The following is a 17,676-nucleotide window of genomic DNA, read 5'->3' on the forward strand; positions in this document are numbered from 1 at the left end:
GATGGTCGACCCCCGCGGCACCTATGACCGCGCCGAAGAGGTGCTGAACCGCGTGCGCGCGCAGACCTCGCCGCGCGCGATCAAGGCGCACCGCCGCCGCGTGATCGGCTTCTTCCGCCGGCTCAAGATCGCGATCATGGGCGTGTTGGCGGTCATGCTCGCGACCGGCGTGATCGGCAGCATGATGCCGATCGGCGTATGGGGTTTCCTCGCGATGCTGGTCGGCATGGCGCTTGTCTTCTTCACCGTCATGGGCTGGCCGACCGCTGCCGAGCCGACGCCCGAGCAGATCGCTAAGAGCGACCTTCCCGCACTCCCCGCCAAGACCGAACGCTGGCTCGAGGCGCAGCGCCCCGCGCTGCCGGCTCCGGCGCAGCGGCTCGCCGACGAGATCGGCATCAAGCTCGAAGCGATCGGGCCCCAACTCGCGACGCTCGACCCGCGCGAACCCGCCGCCTTCGAATTCCGCAAGCTGATCGCCGAGGAACTGCCCGAACTCGTCGACGGCTATCGCAAGCTGCCCGAGGGACTGCGCCGCGATGCGCGCAATGGCGGACTTTCGCCCGACAGGCAGCTGGTCGAAGGGCTCAAGGTCGTCGACGAAGAATTGTCGCGAATGAGCCAGCAGATTGCGAGCGGCGATCTCAACAAGCTCGCGACCCAGGGCCGCTATCTCGAACTCAAATATCGCGGCGACGCCAGCGAGGCTTAATCGGCGTCCAGCTCCGGATAATAACGGAAAATCCCTTTGCCGAAGGGCAGGCGGCGGTCGCTGACCAGATAGTCGGAAAATTCGGGCAGCGCCGCGACCCGCTTGAGATGATCGTGGAGCGCGGGCAGATCCGCTTCGACGGCCTTCATCCGTTTTGGAAAAGCGAAGCGCAGCCCGTCGACCAGCACGAACAGCGACGTATCGGCATAGGTCCAGCGGTCCCCGACCAGCCAGTCATTCTTGCCCAGCGCACGGGCGAAATAGCTCAGGAACTTGGGCATGCGGTTCGTCCGGAAATCCTCCGCGCGCCGCGTCGCCTCCTTCTTCTGATCCTGATAATAGAGGCCCGATGCGACCGGATGGTGCGTGTCGTGCGTCTCCGCCACCATGTCCGCGATCGTGAGCTGATATTGCGCGCAGGCTCGCCGTCCCGCCTCGTTCTTCGGGGCCAGGCCATGCTTGCGGCCCAGCCAATCGAGGATGTTCGCCGTCTGTGCGATCACCAGATCGCCGGTCACCAGATACGGCGGCGCAAATGGCTCGGGCCGGCGCTTCGCCATATCCTTCACCAGCGCCTCGTCGCCCTTTTCGCGCGCGCAATCGACATAAGCGACCCCACCCGCCTCCAGCACCACCCGCACGAACTCGCCGCGCCCGGGAATCCCGGTCCAATACCAGAGCTGATAGGCCATCGCGCGGCTCCTCTCGGAGCAGACAACGCGGTTTCAGCGGCAATAGGTCCAACCGCCGCGCCGGCCGCGGTCGAGGTGGAGGTGGTCGCGGTGGAGGGCGTTATAGTCGGGGGAGAGGGTGGTCGAGAAGATCTCGCATGCGCCGTCGCGCACCGCCTTCAGGAAGCGGCCGCGATCGTCGTCGCGGTTCCAGTCGCCCGCGATCGTGATGCGGCGGCCGTCGGACAGGCGGAAGCCGGCGATGTCGATCGCGTTGGCGGTGGCATGTTCGCTCCAGCGCCCTTCGCGCCCGCCGCGTATGCCACGGCAATTATAGCTGCCGAACGTGTCGATCCGGGTCACGCGCGCGCCCAGATATTGTTCGGCGGCGGGATCGATGATCTGCTTCTGCCAGAGGAACAGGGCGGCGGCGACCGTGCACGATGTCGTGGCGGCGGGCGAGAACGGCGCGCCGCCACCCGGCCCCAGCCGCACACCGTCGCGATAGCCACAGTAGAAGCCGCCATCGATCGGCGGAAGCAATTGGTAACGTTGCCCCGCACCGTCGAGCAGCGCGCGGCATCCCGGAAAATCCTCGCGCAGCTTGTCGAGCTTGAAGCTGGTGAACGGACCGACCTGGTCGGCGAGGGTCAGCGGCCCCCACGGCACCGTCGCCGGATTGCGCGTGCCATATTCCCAAATCCCCAGCGCCAGCGCGACGCCGAGGACCGCGACAGCCAAGCGAGGACCGAGCTTACGCAAACTCATCGGCCGCAGCGCTCGCGCCACGCTGCGATGGTCGCGGCGTCGACCGCGCCGGCATGGGTGACGCAGAGCCGCCCCTCACGATCGAGCGCCATGGCGAAGGGCAACGCTCCGCGCGTCTCGGGATAAGCGGCAAGGATGTTGGTGGCGCTGTCGACGGGGAAGCGGCGCCGCGCCGGCGGCACGTTGGTAAGCAAGCTCTGCGCGCGCGGATCGCCCTCGGTCGAAAGCACGATCAGTGGTACATCGCCCGCCGCCTTGTCGAGCGCGGCATAGTCGCGGACCTCCGCCCGGCACGGCGCGCACCATGCCGCCCAGAACAGGACGATCGCAGGTTTGGGGAGGGATGCGGCGGCGCCGGCGCCGTCGATCAGGCGCGGCGTTGGCGGGGCGGCGGCACCCAGCATCAGGCACGCCATCAGGAGACGGAGCGGTTTGCGGATCGCCATCGCACCGCTCTACCAAATCAGAGCGGTGCGAACAGGGGGGAGTTCAGCGCGTCTTGCCGCCCGCCACCGCCGACCAGCCGGCGGCGACGAGGAGGAAGGCGATGTCGGCAGCGAGGATGCCGATCGCGAGCGATTCGGTCGCGTGGCCGGCGCGGATGCCGATCGCGGCGATCACGAGGCCCACGAACAAGGCGGCCATCAACCGGCTGGTGTCGATGCGGCGCTTGGGCGCTGCGATCCGGCGGCGAGCCGGGGTTGCGGTCACGGCCGTCGTGCCGGACGGGCGGGCGGTGCTGGCGGGGGCGTCGGAGGGCGGCGCGATCCCGAAATCCTGAAAGGCCATCGTCTTACTCCCCTGTCGTCAGCCTGGATTAAGACCAGGCGGCGGGTCGCGATGTGATATGGGTCATGTGCTTGGTCGAAACGATCCCGATAATCCCGATCATACTTTTCGGGAATCTTGAATAACTGTAACTTTAAGCATTCCGCAAAGCTTTGCGATTATGCCTTCACGTCTGTGTGAGGTGTCGATGCGTGGCGTTGTGGGGAAAAAGGCTGGTGGGGCGGCGGCGGTTGTGGCGCAATGCGCGCTCACGTTCGTCGGGCTGGGCCTCGTCGCGGCCATGCCCGCCCGCAGTGGGCCGATGCTGGTCGTGCCGGTGACCGGCGGCCCCGTGAAGCCCTGGCTCGATCGACGCAGCGACATCCGTTATTCCGGGCTCGGCCGTCTGCCGGGTTCGATCATCGTCATCGCCGATCGCGACGCCCTGTTCGGCGATGCGATCGCGCATGGCGCCTTTCTGCTGCCGGCGTCTCCCGCGCTGTGCACGACGCGACTAGCCGAAGCGAGCTGAAACCATGCCCATTTTGTCACTCGATCAACTTCGTCGCATTGGCGTCCGCGTGCTGGGCGCGGGGCTCGTACTGGCGGGCATCGTTGCCGTGTCGACGGCATGGCTGATGCATCGGGGTGATATGCCGCTGGTGTCGGCTATGGTGATCGGCGTGTTCGCGCTGCCGGTCGTGATGGCGCTATGTGGTCGGCACGACATGGTTGCGCGCGCCACCTTCGGTTTTGCGGTTCCGGCCTTTCCGGCGATCATGCTGTTCGCCCTGCGCGGCCATCTGTGGCAGATGGACATGCACATGATCTTCTTTGCGGGCGTCGCCGCGCTGATGCTGCTGTGCGACTGGCGCCCGATCCTGATCGCGACGCTGGCCACTGCGCTCCACCATCTCGTGCTCAGCTTCGTGATGCCGCGTTTCGTGTTCGACAGCGAAGGCGACATCTGGCGCGTGATGCTCCACGCCGTGATCCTGCTGGTGGAATCGGGCGCGCTGATGGTGCTGGCGGTGCGACTGGCGCGTCTTATCAACACGATCGCCGCGCAGCGCGAAAGGCTGATCGTCGCCGAAGCCGCCCGTGCCGAGGCGGAAGCCGAGCGTGCCGCTGAACACGCGGCCGTCGCGCAGGCGCAGGCCACGATGACGCGGGAACTTCAGGGTGCTCTCGGCGCGATCGCGCAGGGCGATCTCGGCCGCCGGATCGGGACGTTGCCGGCCGAATATCGCCAGATAGAGCAGGACTTCAACGCCAGCATCGCCAGCCTTGCCGAGATGATCGGCCTGATCGTCTCGGCCTCGCATGAGGTGGAGAGCGAAAGCGGGTTGATCGCCGAGGCATCGACCGAACTCACCGATCATAGCGGCCACCAGGCCGAGACGATCGGCCAGGCCACCGTCACGCTGGGTCGCTTGTCCGACGAAGTGTCGACGATCGCGTCGCGCGCCCGCGACACGGCCGGCCGGATGGGCGCGATGGAGCGCGAGGCGGCCCGCGGCGGCGAACTCGCGACGGCGATGCGCAGCGCGATGGACGAAGTGGTGGCGTCGACCTCACGGATCGTCGCGATGGTCGACCTGATCGATCAGGTCGCGTTCCAGACAAACCTTCTCGCGCTCAACGCGGGCGTCGAAGCGGCGCGTGCGGGCGAGGCGGGGCATGGCTTCGCGGTGGTCGCACATGAAGTGCGCGCGCTGTCCGAACGCACAGCCGGCGCGGCGCGTGAGGTGCGTCAGTCGATCGGCAACGCCAAGGACCGTCTCGACATCGGCATGCAACATGTCTCGGGCTCGGCTGGCGTGCTCGACGAACTGGCCGCATCGATCGGCGGGGTCACGTCGCTGATGCAGCAGATCGTCGCGGCGACCGATAATCAGTCGGACAGCCTCAGCGAAATGGCGCGCTCGGTCGAGGCGCTGTCGCGCGGGACGCATGTCTCGGCCAGCATGGCCCACGAATGCGATTCATCGGTGCGGCGCCTGCGCGCGCTCACCGCGCGGCTCGGGCAGAATGTGCGCCATTACCGGCTGGGCCAGACGGCGGCCGAGGCACCGGCACGGCGTCGTCGCGCGGCCTGAGGCCGATTATCGATCGAGCAGGAAGTGCATCCGGGCGGTTGCGATCGGGCGGTTGCGATCGTCCTGCCACGCTATTGCCTGCGCGTTGGCGATGCGCTTGCCGATCCGCTGGATCGTCGCCACGGCGAACGTATCCTGCATCACGCCCCCGCGCAGGAAATCGATCGCGACGTTGATCGGCTTGATTTTGGGGCGATCGTCGCCAAGCTGAGCGATCAGCGCCTCGTAGCAGGCCATTTCCAACAGCCCCCCGATCACGCCGCCGTGGACGAAGCCGACGCGGCCCTGAACATTGTCGGCATAGGGCATCATGATGCGCGGTTCACCGGCATCCGGCACACGCTGTACGCCCAGGAAATCGGCATAAGGGGGCTGGCGTTCGCTCATTCGTCGCTCATGTAGAAGCTGCAGATCGCATGGGCGACCAGATCGTCCGGATCGCCATCATGCGCATCGCAGCGCACGAAGGCGACGTTGCGCGCGACGCGGTAGCATTCGCCGCGCGCGATGATCGGCCGGCCGGGCTTGGCCGCGCGGACATAATCGATCCGCATGTCCAGCGTCGCCATCGGGCGGCCGCGCCCCGTCTTCGCCAGGATCGCGACGGCGCTCGCCGAATCGATCAGCGAGATGAGCGGGCCGGATGCCAGCACGCCGGTCTCGGCGCTCATCGCCAGCTTGGGATCGTAATCGAACGCCATTTCGGCCCAGTCGTCGCCGCTGGCCACGAAACGCAGGCCGATCGCCTGCGAATGGCCGTGCGAGGCGACAAGCTTGGTATCGATTTCGAGCGGGGGTGCGTCGTTCGGCTCCATGCGATCCTGCATAGGCGGTTGGGCGATCGGCGCAAATACGTTGTCACGGCCCCTCCCGCGGGAGGGGCCGATCGGCAGGCTTACTTGGCGAGTTCTTTTTCGATCGCGTCGGTGATGATCGGATCGGTCGGTGCGATATCCGGCGCGAAGCGGCCCGCGACGGTGCCATCCTTGGCGATCAGGAACTTCTCGAAATTCCAGAACACGTCCGACGGATTGTCCTGCTTCATGCCGAAGCCTTCCAGGCGATCCTTGAACACGTTGTCCTTGAAGAAGGCCGACGGATATTCGCTGGTCAGCTTCTGGTACAGCGGGTGCTGATCGTCGCCCTTGACCGAAATCTTGGCGAACATCGGGAAATCGACGCCGTAATTGGTGGTGCAGAAGCTCGCGATTTCCTCGTCGCTGCCCGGCTCCTGCTCGCGGAAATTGTTCGCCGGGAAGCCGAGAACCTCGACGCCCTTCGCCTTGTAATCGGTGTAGAGCTTCTCCAGCCCTTCATATTGCGGGGTCAGGCCGCACTTGGATGCGACGTTGACCAGCAACAGCACCTTGCCGGCATAGTCTCCGAGCGTCGTATCCTTGCCGTCGATCGTCTTGAGCGGGACTTCCTGAATCGCCGTCGCCATCGAATCATCCTTTCCTGTGAACCGCATCGGCATATCGGGCGGATCGTGACGGGGACAAGACCCCCACCCCAAATCCTCCCCCTGGCGGGGGAGGATTAAGGTGCGCGACGCCCTCCGCCATTGCCATCGCGCCCTATCGGCGGCAAAGCGGCGCGCATGAAGAAGCTGACCGGTCAGGACCGTTCGATCACCCGCCACTGGCGCCCCGCGACGCAGGCGATCCGGGGTGGCACCGCGCGCTCGCATTTCGGCGAGACGAGCGAGGCGCTCTTCCTCACCTCGGGCTACGCCTATGACTGCGCGGGCGATGCCGCCGCGCGCTTCGCGGGCGAGCAGAAGGGGATGACCTATTCGCGCCTCCAGAATCCCACCGTGGAGATGCTGGAGGAGCGGATCGCGCTGATGGAAGGCGCCGAAGCGTGCCGCGCGATGGCGACCGGCATGGCCGCGATGACCGCGGCCCTGCTGTGCCAGCTCCAGATGGGCGACCATATTGTCGCGGGCCGCGCCGCCTTCGGATCGTGCCGCTGGTTGACCGACACGCTGCTGCCGCGCTTCGGCATCAGCGCGACGATCGTCGACGGCACCGACACCGATGCGTGGCAGGCCGCGATCAAGCCCGAAACCAAGTTGTTCTTCTTCGAAACGCCGGCCAACCCGACCTTGGAGATCGTCGATCTCGAGGCGGTGTGCCGGATCGCGCAGGATGCGGGCGTGCTGACGGTGGTCGACAATGCGTTCGCCACCCCGATGCTCCAGCGGCCAATGGATTATGGCGCGGACATTGTCGCCTATTCGGCCACCAAGATGATGGACGGGCAGGGGCGCGTGCTTGCGGGCGCGGTCTGCGGCACCGACAAGTTCATTAACGAGACTTTGCTCAGCTTTACCCGCAACACCGGGCCGACGCTCAGCGCGTTCAACGCCTGGGTGGTGCTCAAGGGTTTGGAGACGCTCGATCTGCGCATCCGTCGGCAGAGCGAGAATGCGCTGCAGGTCGCCCAGTTTTTGAAGTCGCGCGTCGATCGCACGCTCTACCCGTTCCTGCCCAGCCACCCGCAATATGATCTTGCGGTGAAGCAGATGACGGCGGGCGGCACGATCCTGTCGATCTTCGTCAAGGATCGGGCGCAGGCGCACGGCCTGCTCGATGCGCTGCAGCTCATCGACATCTCGAACAATATCGGCGACTCGCGCTCGCTGATGACGCATCCCTGTTCGACCACCCATGCGGGCCTCAGCGCCGAGGTGCGCGCCGAAATGGGCGTCGAGGAAGGGATGCTGCGCCTGAATGTCGGCCTCGAAGATCCGCTCGACCTGATCGACGATCTCGATCGTGCGCTCAAGGCGGTCGGGCTGTAAGGATATGGCGGGATGAAGAGCCTCTTCTCCTATGCCACCGAGACGCGGGGCGTCACGGTGCGGGTGTCGGTGTCCTTCATGCCCGAACAGTCCGAACCCGGCCGTGGCCGCTGGTTCTGGGCCTATCATATCCGGATCGAGAATGGCGCGCGCCATGCGGTGCAACTCCTCACCCGCCACTGGATCATCACCGACGGACGCGGCGTGAAGCAGGAAGTGCGCGGCGAAGGCGTGGTCGGCGAACAGCCGGTGATCGAACCCGGTGAGAATTATGATTATGTCTCGGGCTGCCCACTCGGCACGCCGACGGGGGCAATGGAGGGCAGCTATCATATGGTCGCCGAGGACGGTTCCACTTTCGAAGCGGCGATCCCGCGTTTCACGCTGATCGGCCCGGCGGTGATCCAGTGAAGCGCACCCACCTTCCGCTGAACGGCCTGCGCGTGCTCGACGCGGCCGCGCGCCACTTGTCCTTCACCCGTGCGGCGGACGAGCTGGCGGTGACGCCGGCGGCCGTCGGGCAGCAGATCCGCGCGCTTGAGGACACGCTCGGCGTCGTCCTGTTTCGCCGCACCGCCAAGGGGCTGGAACTTACGCCCGAGGGCGAAGCGGGGCTCGAGGCGCTGCGCGCGGGATTCCTCCAGTTCGAGGAGGCCGTACGCGCGATGCAGGCGGGGCAGTCGTCGAAGACGCTGACGATCGCTGCGCCGCGCGACTTCACCGCCAAATGGCTCGCGCCGCGCCTTGCCGATTTCGGCCGCACCGATCCGGAGACGCGCTTCGTGCTGCTCTCGTCGGATGAGGGACTCGATTTCACCCAGGCCAATCTCGATCTCGCGATCTGCTACGCCGATGGCCCGGGGGAGAATGAGGGCGTGCAACTGGCCGAGGGCGCGATCGTGACGATCGGGCTGGCCGATGGCGCGCCGATCGGCTGGCCGGGTTGCCCGGCGGCCGACAAGGAGGGCGCGCTCACGGTGGCCGATGCGGGCCTTGCGATCGATGCGGCGGCGGCCGGCTTCGGCACCGCGCATGTCCCAGCCTTGCTGGTCGAGCGTGACGTGGCCGAGGGCCGCGTGCGCGTGCACGGCGATGCCAAGCCAGTGCCGAAAAGCTATTGGCTGGTCGCACCGACGCCACAATGGCGTCAGAAGAAGGTGAAGGCGCTCGTCGCCATGCTCACCGCTTCGTAAAGGCTCTCCCCGTGCGTCAGATTTTGATCCTGTGCAGCTTCGCGATGCTCGCTGGCTGCATTTCGACCGCCAAGACCGTCGTCACCGCGCCCTTCAAGGTCGCGGGCAAAGCCGTTGACTGGACCACCACCAGCCAGGACGAGGCCGATCGCAATCGCGGCCGCGAGATGCGCAAGCAGGAAGAGCGCGACCGCAAGGCCGCGAAGAAGGCCGAGAAGGAACGCCGCCGCCAGGCTGAGCGCGGCTATTGATCGGGCGATGCTGACCGTCCTCTCGGCAATCGCGCCGATCTTCGCCGCGATCGGGTTCGGTTATGCCGGCCGGCGCTGGGGGCCGTTCGGGCCGGCATCGCATGCCGAACTCACCCGGTTCGTGACGAAGCTGGCGCTGCCGGTGCTGCTGTTCCGTATCATGGCGGAGGCGCGACCCGCCGAAATCTGGCAGCCGGGTTTCATCGTCGCTTCGGGCGCCGGATCGCTCACGATCTTCGTGGCCGCGATCCTGATCCGTCGGCGGCGGGTGCCTACCGCCGACGCGATCGTCGATGGGCTTGCGGCGGGATATTCGAACACCGCTTTCATCGGCATACCGCTCTGCCTCAGCCTGCTCGGGGCGACGGGTATGATGGCCGCGTCGATCGCGTCGATTCTGACGGTATGCCTGCTGTTCGCGCTTTCGATCCTGCTGATCGAGGCGGCCTTGCAGCCCGAGGCGAGCTTGCCCGTCCTGATCGGTCGGGCGCTGATCACGGCGGCGCGCAATCCTCTGGTCTATGCCCCGGCGGCAGGTGCCCTGTTCTCGGTCGGCGGCGTCGAGTTGCCCGTTCCGGTCGCGCGTTTCGCCGAACTGCTCGGCGCGGCGGCCAGCCCCTGCGCTTTGGTCGCGCTGGGCCTGTTCGTCGGCGAACCGCGCGGGCGCGTGCCCGGCCAGGACGTTGGCCTGCTGACCGGCCTCAAGCTGTTTGCGCAGCCGGCCGTCACCTGGCTGGTCGCCTATGTCCTTTTGCCGTTGCCGCCGGTGTGGGCGAAGGCGGCGGTGCTGATCGCCGCGCTGCCGACGGGAACCGGCCCCTTCATGCTCGCCGAACTTTACGGGCGTGAGGCCAACCTTACCGCGCGAACGATTCTCGCGACCACGACCTTGTCGATCGTGACGATCACGATCCTGATGGCGATCCTGTAGGGCCGAATCTGCCGTCCACGATCGCCTGCGTCGCATCGGCGAGCCATGTGGCGATCATCGGCAGGCGATCATCCGAAAGCGGCGCGATCGGCAGCAGCTTCCACGCGGTCAGGAATCCGCTCCACAGGAGGTTGAGGCATGCGGCGCGCGCTTCGGCATGTGGCGGGCCGAGATAGTCGGCAAGCGGACGGATCACCTTCTCGTCGAGCGCGCGAACCGAGATCGCATGGGCGGTGGGATCGCCCGCCGACAGGATCATCATGGACAGCGGGCTCGGCATCTCATCGGCGGCCAGGAAGATTTCGACGACCTGCCGTCCCATCTTGGCGGGCTCGAGTTCAAGCACCGGGTCCATGAAGATCGAATGATCGAGCGCGGCGCGGAACAGCGCCTCCTTCGATCCGAAATAGCGCAGGACCAGCGCGGGGTTCACGCTCGCTTCGGCCGCGATGTCGCGCACGCCCGTATTGGCGAAGCCGCGCGCGCCAAACTGCATGCAGGCGGCCGCCAGGATCCTGGCCCGCGTGCCTTCCGCATCGCGCACAACCGTTTTGCCCGTCGCGCTCGCCAAAATTCGTTTCCCTCCCACAATGTCCGATTGCACCGGCCGTCATGCCCGAGTAAACGACTGTTTACAAGAATGGAGCGGGTATGACTGAACAGGCTGCTGCGAACGCATTTTCTGCCGATGCGCTCAAGGAAAAATATCGGATCGAGCGCGAGAAGCGGCTTCGGAGCGACGGCAACGCCCAGTATCTCGATCTGTCGGGCGTCTATCGCGATTTCGATGCAGATCCTTATGTCGAGCAGGGTTACACGCGCGACGCGATCGTCGAGGAACTCGACGTCGCGGTCATCGGCGGCGGCTTTGGCGGCTTGCTCGCGGGGGTGCGGCTCCACCAGCAGGGCGTCACCAACATCCGCGTGATCGAGAAGGGCGGGGACTTCGGCGGCACCTGGTATTGGAACCGCTATCCGGGCGCGGCCTGCGACGTCGAATCCTACATCTACCTGCCGATGCTGGAGGAGATGGGTTACGTCCCGACCGAGAAATATGTGAAGGCGCCCGAAATCTTCGCATATTGCCAGTCGCTCGCCCGCAAACATGATCTCTATGACGGCGCGCTGTTCCAGACTTTGGTGACGGGCGCGGACTGGGATGAGGCCAGCGCGCGCTGGCAGGTCACCACCAATCGCGGCGACAAGCTGAGCGCCCGCTTCCTGATCGTCGCGGGCGGCCTGCTCCACAAGGCGAAGCTGCCGGGCATTCCGGGCATCGAAAGCTTCAAGGGCCACAGCTTCCACACCAGCCGCTGGGACTATGACTATACCGGCGGCAGCCCGACCGAGCCGATGGTCAAGCTTGCCGACAAGCGCGTCGGCATCATCGGCACCGGCGCTACCGCGGTGCAGGCGATCCCCAAGCTCGCCGAGGCGGCGGGGCACCTCTACGTTTTCCAGCGCACGCCATCGAATGTCGGCGTGCGCGGCAACCAGCCGACCGATCCCGAATGGGCGAAGTCGCTCCAGCCGGGCTGGCAGCAGCGGCGGATCGAGAATTTCACCGCGATCGTCACCGGCACGCCTGTCGAAGAGGATCTGATCAAGGACGGCTGGACAGAAATCCTGGGCGGCGACGTGCCGCTGGCGGCCACCAACACCGACGAGGAACGGCGCCAGATCGCGGACTTCGCCAAGATGGAGGCGATCCGCGCGCGTGTCGACATGACCGTCAAGGATCGCGCGACCGCCGAGGCGCTCAAGCCCTGGTATAACGCCATGTGCAAGCGCCCCTGCTTCCACGACGAATATCTGCCGGCGTTCAACCGTCCGAACGTCACCCTCGTCGACACCGATGGTCACGGCGTACAGCGGATCACCGAAACCGGCGTGGTCGTCGGCGACAAGGAATATGAAGTCGATTGCCTGATCTACGCATCGGGCTTCGAAGTGACGACCGGCTATACCCGTCGCCTCGGCTTCGAAATGCACGGCAAGGGCGGGGAGGCGATCACCGACAGCTGGAAAGAGGGCGCGCACACCCTCCACGGCATCTTCACGCGCGGTTTCCCCAACCTCGTGATGTTCAGCATCATTCAGGGCGGGCAGGGGATCAACTTCCTGCACGGCATCAACGAACTGTCGATCCATGTCGGTGAAATCGTCTCGGGCCTGCTCAAGGACGGCGCCCGCACGGTCGAGCCGACGGAGGCCGCCGAACAGGCGTGGATGGGCGTGATCTTCAGCTTCCTGATGGCGACCGCCAAGTTCAATCTGGAATGCACGCCCAGCTATACCAACAACGAAGGCAGCATGGGCGACATGGCGACGGCGCGCAGCGCGCCGTACATGGGCAAGACGATGGATTATATCGACATCCTGCGCGCGTGGCGGGCCGAAGGATCGCTCGAAGGTCTCGAAATCACCAAATAATCGACAACGGAGGAGGATGACATGGCGAAGGAATTCGACGGCAAGGTCGTGATCGTCACGGGTGCGGCTTCGGGGCTGGGGCGGGCGACCGCATTGGCCTTCGCCGATCAGGGCGCGACCCTCGCGATCGGCGACGTGCAGGAGGAAAAGCTGCAGGAGGTCGCCGAACTGGCGCGTGCCAAGGGTGTGAAGGTGACGGCGAACAAGCTCGACCTGATCGACACCGCGGCCTGCGCGAAGTTTGTCGAGGATGCCGCCGCCGCGCACGGCCGGCTCGATGCGCTGGTCAACGTCGCCGGCACGATCGTGATGAACCCGATCGACAAGGTGACGCTTGCCGACTGGGATCGCGTCTATGCGGTTAACGTCCGCGCGCCCTTCTTCCTGATGCAGGCGGCATTGCCGCACCTTCACAAGACCGAGGGCGGTATCGTCAACATCGCGTCCAACTCGGCGATCCTCGGCCATAGCTATCTGGCGCCTTATTCGTCGTCGAAGGCGGCGCTGGTGCAGCTGACCAAGTCGATGGCGATCGAGACGATCCATTCGAAGGTGCACATCAATTCGATCGCGCCGGGCGGCATTGCGACGCCGATGGCGGGGACGATGAGCTTCCCGCAGGATATCGACGTCAGCCTGATCGCGCGCTTCACCGGGCTGCGCGGCATGAACCAGCCCGAGGATTTCAGCGACATGATCCTCTTCCTCGCCTCGCCGCGCGGCAAGGTGGCGCACGGTTCGTGCTTCGTGCTCGATATGGGCACGACCGCGGGCTGATCGGCAGGGATAGGGGAAGACGATGATCGAATTGACCGCAACCAAGGTCGTCACCTCGGGGCTGATGTTCCCCGAGGGGCCGATCGCGCTGGACGACGGAACGGTGCTGGTGACGGAGATCGAGGGCAATTCGCTCGCGCGCGTCTCGCCCGACGGATCGATCCGGCGCTATCCGTGCGATCCCGGCCCGAACGGGCAGGCGGTCGGCCCGGACGGCGCGGTCTATGTCTGCACTGATGGCGGCCTCGCCTTCATGACGCAGGACGGCATCCGTTTTCCCCACGCCCTCCGCGATGGCTGGACCGGCGGCAACATCCAGCGTCTCGATCTCGCCAGCGGCGCGATCGAGACGATCTTTACGCAGGTTGATGGCCAGCCTATCCTGTCGCTCAACGACGCCGTGTTCGATACGAGCGGCGGCGCCTATGTGGTCGATACGGCCAAGGGCTGCCTCTATTATATGGATCCGATCGCCCGCACGATCCGCGTCGCCGAAACCGGGCTGGAGGCGCCCAACGGCTTCGGCCTCTCGCCCGATGGCAAGCGCGCTTATGGCTCCGAAACCTATTCGGGCCGGCTGTGGGTGTGGGACGTGACGGGCGCGGGCGAACTCGCCAACCGCACGCTCCATTATCAGGCGGACGGCCACGGCTGGGATGGCCTCGCGGTCGACGGCGCGGGCAACGTCTGCGGATCGAACCTCGTCAAATCGGGGATCAGCGTGATCTCGCCCACCGGCGAACTGATCGGCCTGATCAAGACCGAGGAGTACGACTCGTTCGTCACCAACATCTGCTTTGCGGATGACGGGACGGCGTTCATCTGCTCGTCGGGCCGCGGCAAGCTCTACGCGATCGCCTGGCCCTGGCCGCCGCTCAAGCTGAACTACACGGCCTGACCCAAAATCCTCCCCCGCCAGGGGGAGGTGTCAGCACAGCTGACGGAGGGGGAGGCGACGACCAACTGGAGGCTCGTATCCTCCCCCTTCGGCGCCTCAGTGCAAGGTCGGGTCGTCCCCCGGACGATCCTTGAACATGCCGGGGGGCATGTTCAACCTCGCGCTCCCTGGCGGGGGGAGGATCAATAGCCCTCGATCCGCCCCAGCGTATCGTGCCGCATCATCGCGTGGCCGATCCGTTTGCAGAATTCGGCGATGATCGGCGGATCGACGCGGATCGTCGTGATCCACAGATAATAACCGTACAGGATCGATCGGCGATAATCGTCCCACGCCTCGTCGAACGACGGCGCGACCCCGCCCGCCGCCGCATAACAATCGAGATAATGCGCGATCAGCGCCTTCTCGTTCGCCTCGGCCTCCTCGACCGTGAGCACTGCGGGCAGATGGTAGGCGACGTCGGCCGCCCAATGTCCCCGCTGGACGAGTTGCCAGTCGGTGAAGCCCGGACCCTGGGCCGTGTCGAACACATTGCCCGCATGGCAGTCACCATGGCGCAATGTCTGTGGCAGGCTGGCGTCGATCTCGGTCATTGTCCGCAGCGCTCGCCCGATCCGCGCGGCATCGAGCACGTCGCGCGACAGCGTCTCGCCGCGCTCGCCGTCGAGCAGGTCCTGTAGCGGCGCATCGGCGATCGGCGGCTGCGCGACCATCCGCTGCAGGATCGATCCCGCCCAGGCGAAATCCGGCCCGTCGACCTTGCCCGCATAGGTCGCGTGCAGCGCTGCCAGCTGGCCCACGCTCTCGCGCGCCCGATCGACGCCGTAGGGTTCGATCGCCGACATGAAGCGCGCGCCAAGCGCCGTCAGATCGTCCATCACGATCAGGCCGAGGCCGCTTTCCGGATCGACCGCCGCATAGGGCGATCGCGCGATCCGCATCGGTACGTGGTTCGCGACCTGCGCGTAGAAACGCGCCTCGATCGACGACATGAACGACAGGCGGTCCATATAGGGATCGCAGTCGAGGAAGGCCTTCACGCACAACGCCTCCGGCCCCTTCGGTCCCGCCGGATCATAGACTAGCCGCACGCGCAGCTTGCTGGCGACGACGCGGATCGTCTGGACCAGTTCGACCCGGTCGATGCGGCAACCCGGTACCGCATCCTGCATGATCGCGGTCCACCAGACGGGATCCAGCGCACCCGCCACGGTCGTCGGGACGGGGATGCTCACCCGCGAAATTGCCGGAAGAAGCCGCGCAGTTCGTCGACGAACGCCTCGGGCTGCTCGTCGGCCGCGAAATGCCCGCCCGCCGGCATCTCCCGCCAGTGGATCAGGTTTGTATAGACCTGCTCGGCCCAGATACGCGGGGTCGGGCGGATTTCGGCGGGGAAGCGGGCATGGCCGGTCGGCACGCTCACCCTCTCCGAAGGCACGCCCTTCCACCGGTTCGGCGCCATCACCTCATAATAAAGCCGCATCGCCGAATTGATCGTGCCCGTCACCCAATAGAGCATGACGTTCTCCAGCAGCTTGTCCTTGCTGAAGGTCTCGACCGCGTCACCGCAGTCACTCCACGTCTTGAACTTCTCGACGATCCAGCCCGCCAGCCCCACCGGACTGTCGTTCAGGCCATAGGCCACCGACTGCGGCTTGGTGCCCTGGATCGCCTGATATCCGCTTTCCCAGCGATCATAATTGGCCTTCCATTCGAGCGCCTTCACCTCGGCTTCGCTCAGCCCCGCATGCGGATTGGCAGGATCGGCGGGGTGGCCGGTGATGAAGTTCAGGTGCAGCGCGATCACCCGATCGGGCTGCTTCACCGCCATCGCGGTCGAGATCGCCGATCCCCAGTCGCCGCCCTGCGCAAAGTAGCGATCGTATCCGAGCATCTCCATCAGCGCGATGTTGACGTCGGCCGCGCGCCCGATGTCGAAACCCGTGGTCCGAGTCGGCCCCGAAAAGCCATAGCCGGGAATGGACGGCGCGATGACGTGGAAAGCGTCCTTCGCCGAACCGCCATGTGTCGCCGGATCGGTCAGCGGCCCCATGATGTCCAGAAATTCCGCGACTGACCCCGGATAGCCATGCGTGATGATCAGCGGCAGCGCATCGGGCTCGGGCGAGCGGATGTGGTAGAAATGGAGATGCTCGCCCGCAATCTCGGTGGTGAACTGCGGGAAGGCATTGAACCGTACCTCGGCCGCGCGCCAGTCGAAGCGGTTGCGCCAGTGATCGCACAGCTCCTGCAGGAAACCCCGTTCGGTGCCATAGTCCCAACCGACACCGGGCAGTTGATCGGGCCAGCGCGTGTTGTCGAGCCGTTGATAGAGATCGTCTATCACGCTGTCCGGAACGTGGCACTCAAACGGGGTGATCGTCATCCTATTCGGCCGCTTCCTCGAAATGCTGCAGGTCGGGATGGTCGTTCAGAAGGAAGTCGTTTGTCACCCCCTTGAACAGCCCCTCGGGCGCCTCGGCGTCGAGCGCGTCGAGCGTCCAGCCGCCGGGCATGCCGATCGAGCTTTCGTACGTCGGCTCGTTGAACAAAGCGATATTGTCGCCGCGCACATGGAAGGTGCGGCCGTTGACCTCCTTGGCCGCATCGGTCGCCAGCCACACGCCCATCGGCGCGATCTTGGCGGGCGGGTGCGTCGTCGGGTTCGCACCGCTCTCCTCGGGGCGGATGCCCCCGCCACCGGTTGTGAGCGCGAGCAGCTTCAGCCACGGTGCCATCACCACCATATATTCATCGGATGATTGCGCGAGTGCGAGCGGGCGGATCGCGTTGCAGCGGACGCCGAAGCGCCCCAGTTCGCGCGCCACGGTGCGGGTCAGGCCGATCACCGCTTCCTTGGTCGACGCATAGGCCTGCATCGCCGGATGGCCGAAGCCCGCGCCCGAACTCATGTTCAGGATCACGCCCGAACGCTGCCGGATGAAGTGCAGCGCCACCGCGCGGATCATCGCGAAATAGCCCTTCACGTTGACCTCGAACGATGTGTCCCACGCCTCTTCGGTCACCTCCCACAGATGCGCGGGGTGGCCGCCGGCGGTCGCGTTGTTGAAAAGCATGTCGACCCGGCCGAACGCGTCGATCGCGTGCCGCACGATCGCGTCCGCGCCGCTCCATGTCGCGCTGTTGGTGTCGGCCACCGCGCGGCCGCCCGCCGCCTCGATCTCGGCCACCACCGATGCGGCATCGGCGCCGGTGCGCGTGCCCAGATCGTTCACCAGCACCGATGCGCCCTCGGATGCGAGCAGCAGCGCGAACTGCCTCCCGATCCCGCCGCCACCCCCGGTCACGATCGCGACCCTGCCGTCCAGACGTCCCGCCATATACCTCTCCATTGCTTCTATCGAGCTG

At 65.9% G+C, this 17,676-nt stretch carries 22 protein-coding genes; 11 read left to right on the forward strand and 11 right to left on the reverse strand.

The annotated features are described in order from the left end of the window. Nucleotide 1 precedes the first annotated feature (1 nt). The gene (locus FYJ91_RS08720; RefSeq protein ID WP_149521867.1) at nucleotides 2–712 is read left to right on the forward strand and encodes a hypothetical protein; all 711 of its coding nucleotides are present in this window, start codon (nucleotides 2–4) and stop codon (nucleotides 710–712) included. Here FYJ91_RS08720 and FYJ91_RS08725 read toward each other — a convergent pair. From FYJ91_RS08725 to FYJ91_RS08740, 4 genes are read right to left on the reverse strand one after another with little or no spacing between them, the layout of a single operon-like run. Next, on the reverse strand, nucleotides 709–1,404 hold the full coding sequence (locus FYJ91_RS08725; RefSeq protein ID WP_149521868.1) for a glutathione S-transferase: 696 nt from the start codon (nucleotides 1,402–1,404) through the stop codon (nucleotides 709–711). The two genes, FYJ91_RS08720 and FYJ91_RS08725, sit on opposite strands and share 4 nt — an antisense overlap. 33 nt (nucleotides 1,405–1,437) lie before the next feature. Further along, the gene (locus tag FYJ91_RS08730; RefSeq protein WP_246152538.1) at nucleotides 1,438–2,124 is read right to left on the reverse strand and encodes an extensin-like domain-containing protein; all 687 of its coding nucleotides are present in this window, start codon (nucleotides 2,122–2,124) and stop codon (nucleotides 1,438–1,440) included. 23 nt (nucleotides 2,125–2,147) lie between these two features. Further along, nucleotides 2,148–2,597 carry a TlpA family protein disulfide reductase gene (locus FYJ91_RS08735; protein ID WP_149521870.1) on the reverse strand — a complete coding sequence of 150 codons (450 nt, stop codon included), beginning with the start codon at nucleotides 2,595–2,597 and terminating at the stop codon, nucleotides 2,148–2,150. 43 nt (nucleotides 2,598–2,640) lie between these two features. Next, a complete protein-coding gene (locus FYJ91_RS08740; protein ID WP_149521871.1) occupies nucleotides 2,641–2,940 on the reverse strand; it encodes a hypothetical protein in 300 nt (99 codons plus the stop codon). 187 nt (nucleotides 2,941–3,127) lie between these two features. On the opposite strand from FYJ91_RS08740, the gene FYJ91_RS08745 reads away from it, so the two are divergent. Together FYJ91_RS08745 and FYJ91_RS08750 are read left to right on the forward strand one after the other, a co-directional pair. Beyond that, nucleotides 3,128–3,451, forward strand: coding sequence for a hypothetical protein (locus FYJ91_RS08745; protein WP_149521872.1), 324 nt, complete (start codon nucleotides 3,128–3,130; stop codon nucleotides 3,449–3,451). 4 nt (nucleotides 3,452–3,455) lie between these two features. Next, nucleotides 3,456–5,018 carry a methyl-accepting chemotaxis protein gene (locus FYJ91_RS08750; protein WP_149521873.1) on the forward strand — a complete coding sequence of 521 codons (1,563 nt, stop codon included), beginning with the start codon at nucleotides 3,456–3,458 and terminating at the stop codon, nucleotides 5,016–5,018. Nucleotides 5,019–5,024: 6 nt separating this feature from the next. Here FYJ91_RS08750 and FYJ91_RS08755 read toward each other — a convergent pair whose 3' ends face one another. The 3 genes from FYJ91_RS08755 to FYJ91_RS08765 all read right to left on the reverse strand — a co-directional run bounded on the left by FYJ91_RS08755 (nucleotide 5,025) and on the right by FYJ91_RS08765 (nucleotide 6,462). Continuing rightward, nucleotides 5,025–5,405 carry a PaaI family thioesterase gene (locus FYJ91_RS08755; RefSeq protein WP_149521874.1) on the reverse strand — a complete coding sequence of 127 codons (381 nt, stop codon included), beginning with the start codon at nucleotides 5,403–5,405 and terminating at the stop codon, nucleotides 5,025–5,027. After that, nucleotides 5,402–5,833, reverse strand: a complete 432-nt coding sequence (locus FYJ91_RS08760; RefSeq protein ID WP_149521875.1) for a PaaI family thioesterase — start codon at nucleotides 5,831–5,833, stop codon at nucleotides 5,402–5,404. Before FYJ91_RS08760 ends, FYJ91_RS08755 begins: the two co-directional genes overlap by 4 nt. An 80-nt stretch (nucleotides 5,834–5,913) precedes the next feature. Further along, entirely contained in the window at nucleotides 5,914–6,462 is a 549-nt protein-coding gene (locus tag FYJ91_RS08765; RefSeq protein ID WP_149521876.1) for a glutathione peroxidase, read from the reverse strand. Nucleotides 6,463–6,618: 156 nt separating this feature from the next. Here FYJ91_RS08765 and metZ point away from each other — a divergent pair, with 156 nt between their 5' ends. From metZ to FYJ91_RS08790, 5 genes are read left to right on the forward strand one after another with little or no spacing between them, the layout of a single operon-like run. Further along, the gene (gene metZ / locus FYJ91_RS08770; RefSeq protein ID WP_149521877.1) at nucleotides 6,619–7,824 is read left to right on the forward strand and encodes an O-succinylhomoserine sulfhydrylase; all 1,206 of its coding nucleotides are present in this window, start codon (nucleotides 6,619–6,621) and stop codon (nucleotides 7,822–7,824) included. A gap of 12 nt (nucleotides 7,825–7,836) precedes the next feature. After that, entirely contained in the window at nucleotides 7,837–8,235 is a 399-nt protein-coding gene (gene apaG, locus FYJ91_RS08775; protein WP_149521878.1) for a Co2+/Mg2+ efflux protein ApaG, read from the forward strand. Beyond that, nucleotides 8,232–9,017 (forward strand): LysR family transcriptional regulator, encoded by a 786-nt coding sequence (locus tag FYJ91_RS08780; protein ID WP_149521879.1) that lies wholly within the window; start codon nucleotides 8,232–8,234, stop codon nucleotides 9,015–9,017. Before apaG ends, FYJ91_RS08780 begins: the two co-directional genes overlap by 4 nt. Before the next feature lie 44 nt (nucleotides 9,018–9,061). Next, entirely contained in the window at nucleotides 9,062–9,268 is a 207-nt protein-coding gene (locus FYJ91_RS08785) for a hypothetical protein (protein WP_149522327.1), read from the forward strand. Between the two features lie 7 nt (nucleotides 9,269–9,275). Further along, nucleotides 9,276–10,199 carry an AEC family transporter gene (locus FYJ91_RS08790; protein ID WP_149521880.1) on the forward strand — a complete coding sequence of 308 codons (924 nt, stop codon included), beginning with the start codon at nucleotides 9,276–9,278 and terminating at the stop codon, nucleotides 10,197–10,199. Here FYJ91_RS08790 and FYJ91_RS08795 read toward each other — a convergent pair. Next, a complete protein-coding gene (locus FYJ91_RS08795) occupies nucleotides 10,174–10,770 on the reverse strand; it encodes a TetR/AcrR family transcriptional regulator (RefSeq protein WP_219822571.1) in 597 nt (198 codons plus the stop codon). The genes FYJ91_RS08790 and FYJ91_RS08795 overlap by 26 nt on opposite strands. An 80-nt stretch (nucleotides 10,771–10,850) precedes the next feature. Between FYJ91_RS08795 and FYJ91_RS08800 the strand changes: the two genes are divergently transcribed. From FYJ91_RS08800 to FYJ91_RS08810, 3 genes are read left to right on the forward strand one after another with little or no spacing between them, the layout of a single operon-like run. Next, complete coding sequence (locus FYJ91_RS08800) at nucleotides 10,851–12,632, forward strand: flavin-containing monooxygenase (protein ID WP_149521881.1); 1,782 nt, start codon at nucleotides 10,851–10,853, stop codon at nucleotides 12,630–12,632. 21 nt (nucleotides 12,633–12,653) lie between these two features. Continuing rightward, the gene (locus tag FYJ91_RS08805; RefSeq protein WP_149521882.1) at nucleotides 12,654–13,409 is read left to right on the forward strand and encodes an SDR family NAD(P)-dependent oxidoreductase; all 756 of its coding nucleotides are present in this window, start codon (nucleotides 12,654–12,656) and stop codon (nucleotides 13,407–13,409) included. Nucleotides 13,410–13,431: 22 nt separating this feature from the next. Then, nucleotides 13,432–14,307, forward strand: coding sequence for an SMP-30/gluconolactonase/LRE family protein (locus FYJ91_RS08810; RefSeq protein WP_149521883.1), 876 nt, complete (start codon nucleotides 13,432–13,434; stop codon nucleotides 14,305–14,307). Between the two features lie 182 nt (nucleotides 14,308–14,489). Here FYJ91_RS08810 and FYJ91_RS08815 read toward each other — a convergent pair whose 3' ends face one another. The 3 genes from FYJ91_RS08815 to FYJ91_RS08825 are packed head-to-tail and all read right to left on the reverse strand — an operon-like array spanning nucleotide 14,490 to nucleotide 17,648. Beyond that, nucleotides 14,490–15,542, reverse strand: a complete 1,053-nt coding sequence (locus tag FYJ91_RS08815) for a phosphotransferase family protein (RefSeq protein ID WP_149521884.1) — start codon at nucleotides 15,540–15,542, stop codon at nucleotides 14,490–14,492. Further along, nucleotides 15,539–16,693 (reverse strand): epoxide hydrolase family protein, encoded by a 1,155-nt coding sequence (locus FYJ91_RS08820; RefSeq protein ID WP_149521885.1) that lies wholly within the window; start codon nucleotides 16,691–16,693, stop codon nucleotides 15,539–15,541. The genes FYJ91_RS08815 and FYJ91_RS08820 overlap by 4 nt, the downstream gene beginning before the upstream one ends. Nucleotide 16,694: 1 nt before the next feature. After that, the gene (locus FYJ91_RS08825) at nucleotides 16,695–17,648 is read right to left on the reverse strand and encodes an SDR family NAD(P)-dependent oxidoreductase (protein WP_181008409.1); all 954 of its coding nucleotides are present in this window, start codon (nucleotides 17,646–17,648) and stop codon (nucleotides 16,695–16,697) included. Nucleotides 17,649–17,676: the final 28 nt, after the last annotated feature.

Origin of the sequence: Sphingomonas montanisoli (assembly GCF_008274695.1) — a bacterium.
Taxonomy (GTDB): domain Bacteria; phylum Pseudomonadota; class Alphaproteobacteria; order Sphingomonadales; family Sphingomonadaceae; genus Rhizorhabdus; species Rhizorhabdus montanisoli.

Coding starts and splice junctions, on each gene's coding strand:
- FYJ91_RS08720 (WP_149521867.1), top strand. CDS start 2: ATGGTCGACCCCCGCGGCACCTATGACCGCGCCGAAGAGGTGCTGAAC.
- FYJ91_RS08725 (WP_149521868.1), bottom strand. CDS start 1,404: ATGGCCTATCAGCTCTGGTATTGGACCGGGATTCCCGGGCGCGGCGAG.
- FYJ91_RS08735 (WP_149521870.1), bottom strand. CDS start 2,597: ATGGCGATCCGCAAACCGCTCCGTCTCCTGATGGCGTGCCTGATGCTG.
- FYJ91_RS08740 (WP_149521871.1), bottom strand. CDS start 2,940: ATGGCCTTTCAGGATTTCGGGATCGCGCCGCCCTCCGACGCCCCCGCC.
- FYJ91_RS08745 (WP_149521872.1), top strand. CDS start 3,128: ATGCGTGGCGTTGTGGGGAAAAAGGCTGGTGGGGCGGCGGCGGTTGTG.
- FYJ91_RS08750 (WP_149521873.1), top strand. CDS start 3,456: ATGCCCATTTTGTCACTCGATCAACTTCGTCGCATTGGCGTCCGCGTG.
- FYJ91_RS08755 (WP_149521874.1), bottom strand. CDS start 5,405: ATGAGCGAACGCCAGCCCCCTTATGCCGATTTCCTGGGCGTACAGCGT.
- FYJ91_RS08760 (WP_149521875.1), bottom strand. CDS start 5,833: ATGGAGCCGAACGACGCACCCCCGCTCGAAATCGATACCAAGCTTGTC.
- FYJ91_RS08765 (WP_149521876.1), bottom strand. CDS start 6,462: ATGGCGACGGCGATTCAGGAAGTCCCGCTCAAGACGATCGACGGCAAG.
- metZ (WP_149521877.1), top strand. CDS start 6,619: ATGAAGAAGCTGACCGGTCAGGACCGTTCGATCACCCGCCACTGGCGC.
- apaG (WP_149521878.1), top strand. CDS start 7,837: ATGAAGAGCCTCTTCTCCTATGCCACCGAGACGCGGGGCGTCACGGTG.
- FYJ91_RS08785 (WP_149522327.1), top strand. CDS start 9,062: ATGCTCGCTGGCTGCATTTCGACCGCCAAGACCGTCGTCACCGCGCCC.
- FYJ91_RS08790 (WP_149521880.1), top strand. CDS start 9,276: ATGCTGACCGTCCTCTCGGCAATCGCGCCGATCTTCGCCGCGATCGGG.
- FYJ91_RS08800 (WP_149521881.1), top strand. CDS start 10,851: ATGACTGAACAGGCTGCTGCGAACGCATTTTCTGCCGATGCGCTCAAG.
- FYJ91_RS08805 (WP_149521882.1), top strand. CDS start 12,654: ATGGCGAAGGAATTCGACGGCAAGGTCGTGATCGTCACGGGTGCGGCT.
- FYJ91_RS08810 (WP_149521883.1), top strand. CDS start 13,432: ATGATCGAATTGACCGCAACCAAGGTCGTCACCTCGGGGCTGATGTTC.
- FYJ91_RS08820 (WP_149521885.1), bottom strand. CDS start 16,693: ATGACGATCACCCCGTTTGAGTGCCACGTTCCGGACAGCGTGATAGAC.
- FYJ91_RS08825 (WP_181008409.1), bottom strand. CDS start 17,648: ATGGCGGGACGTCTGGACGGCAGGGTCGCGATCGTGACCGGGGGTGGC.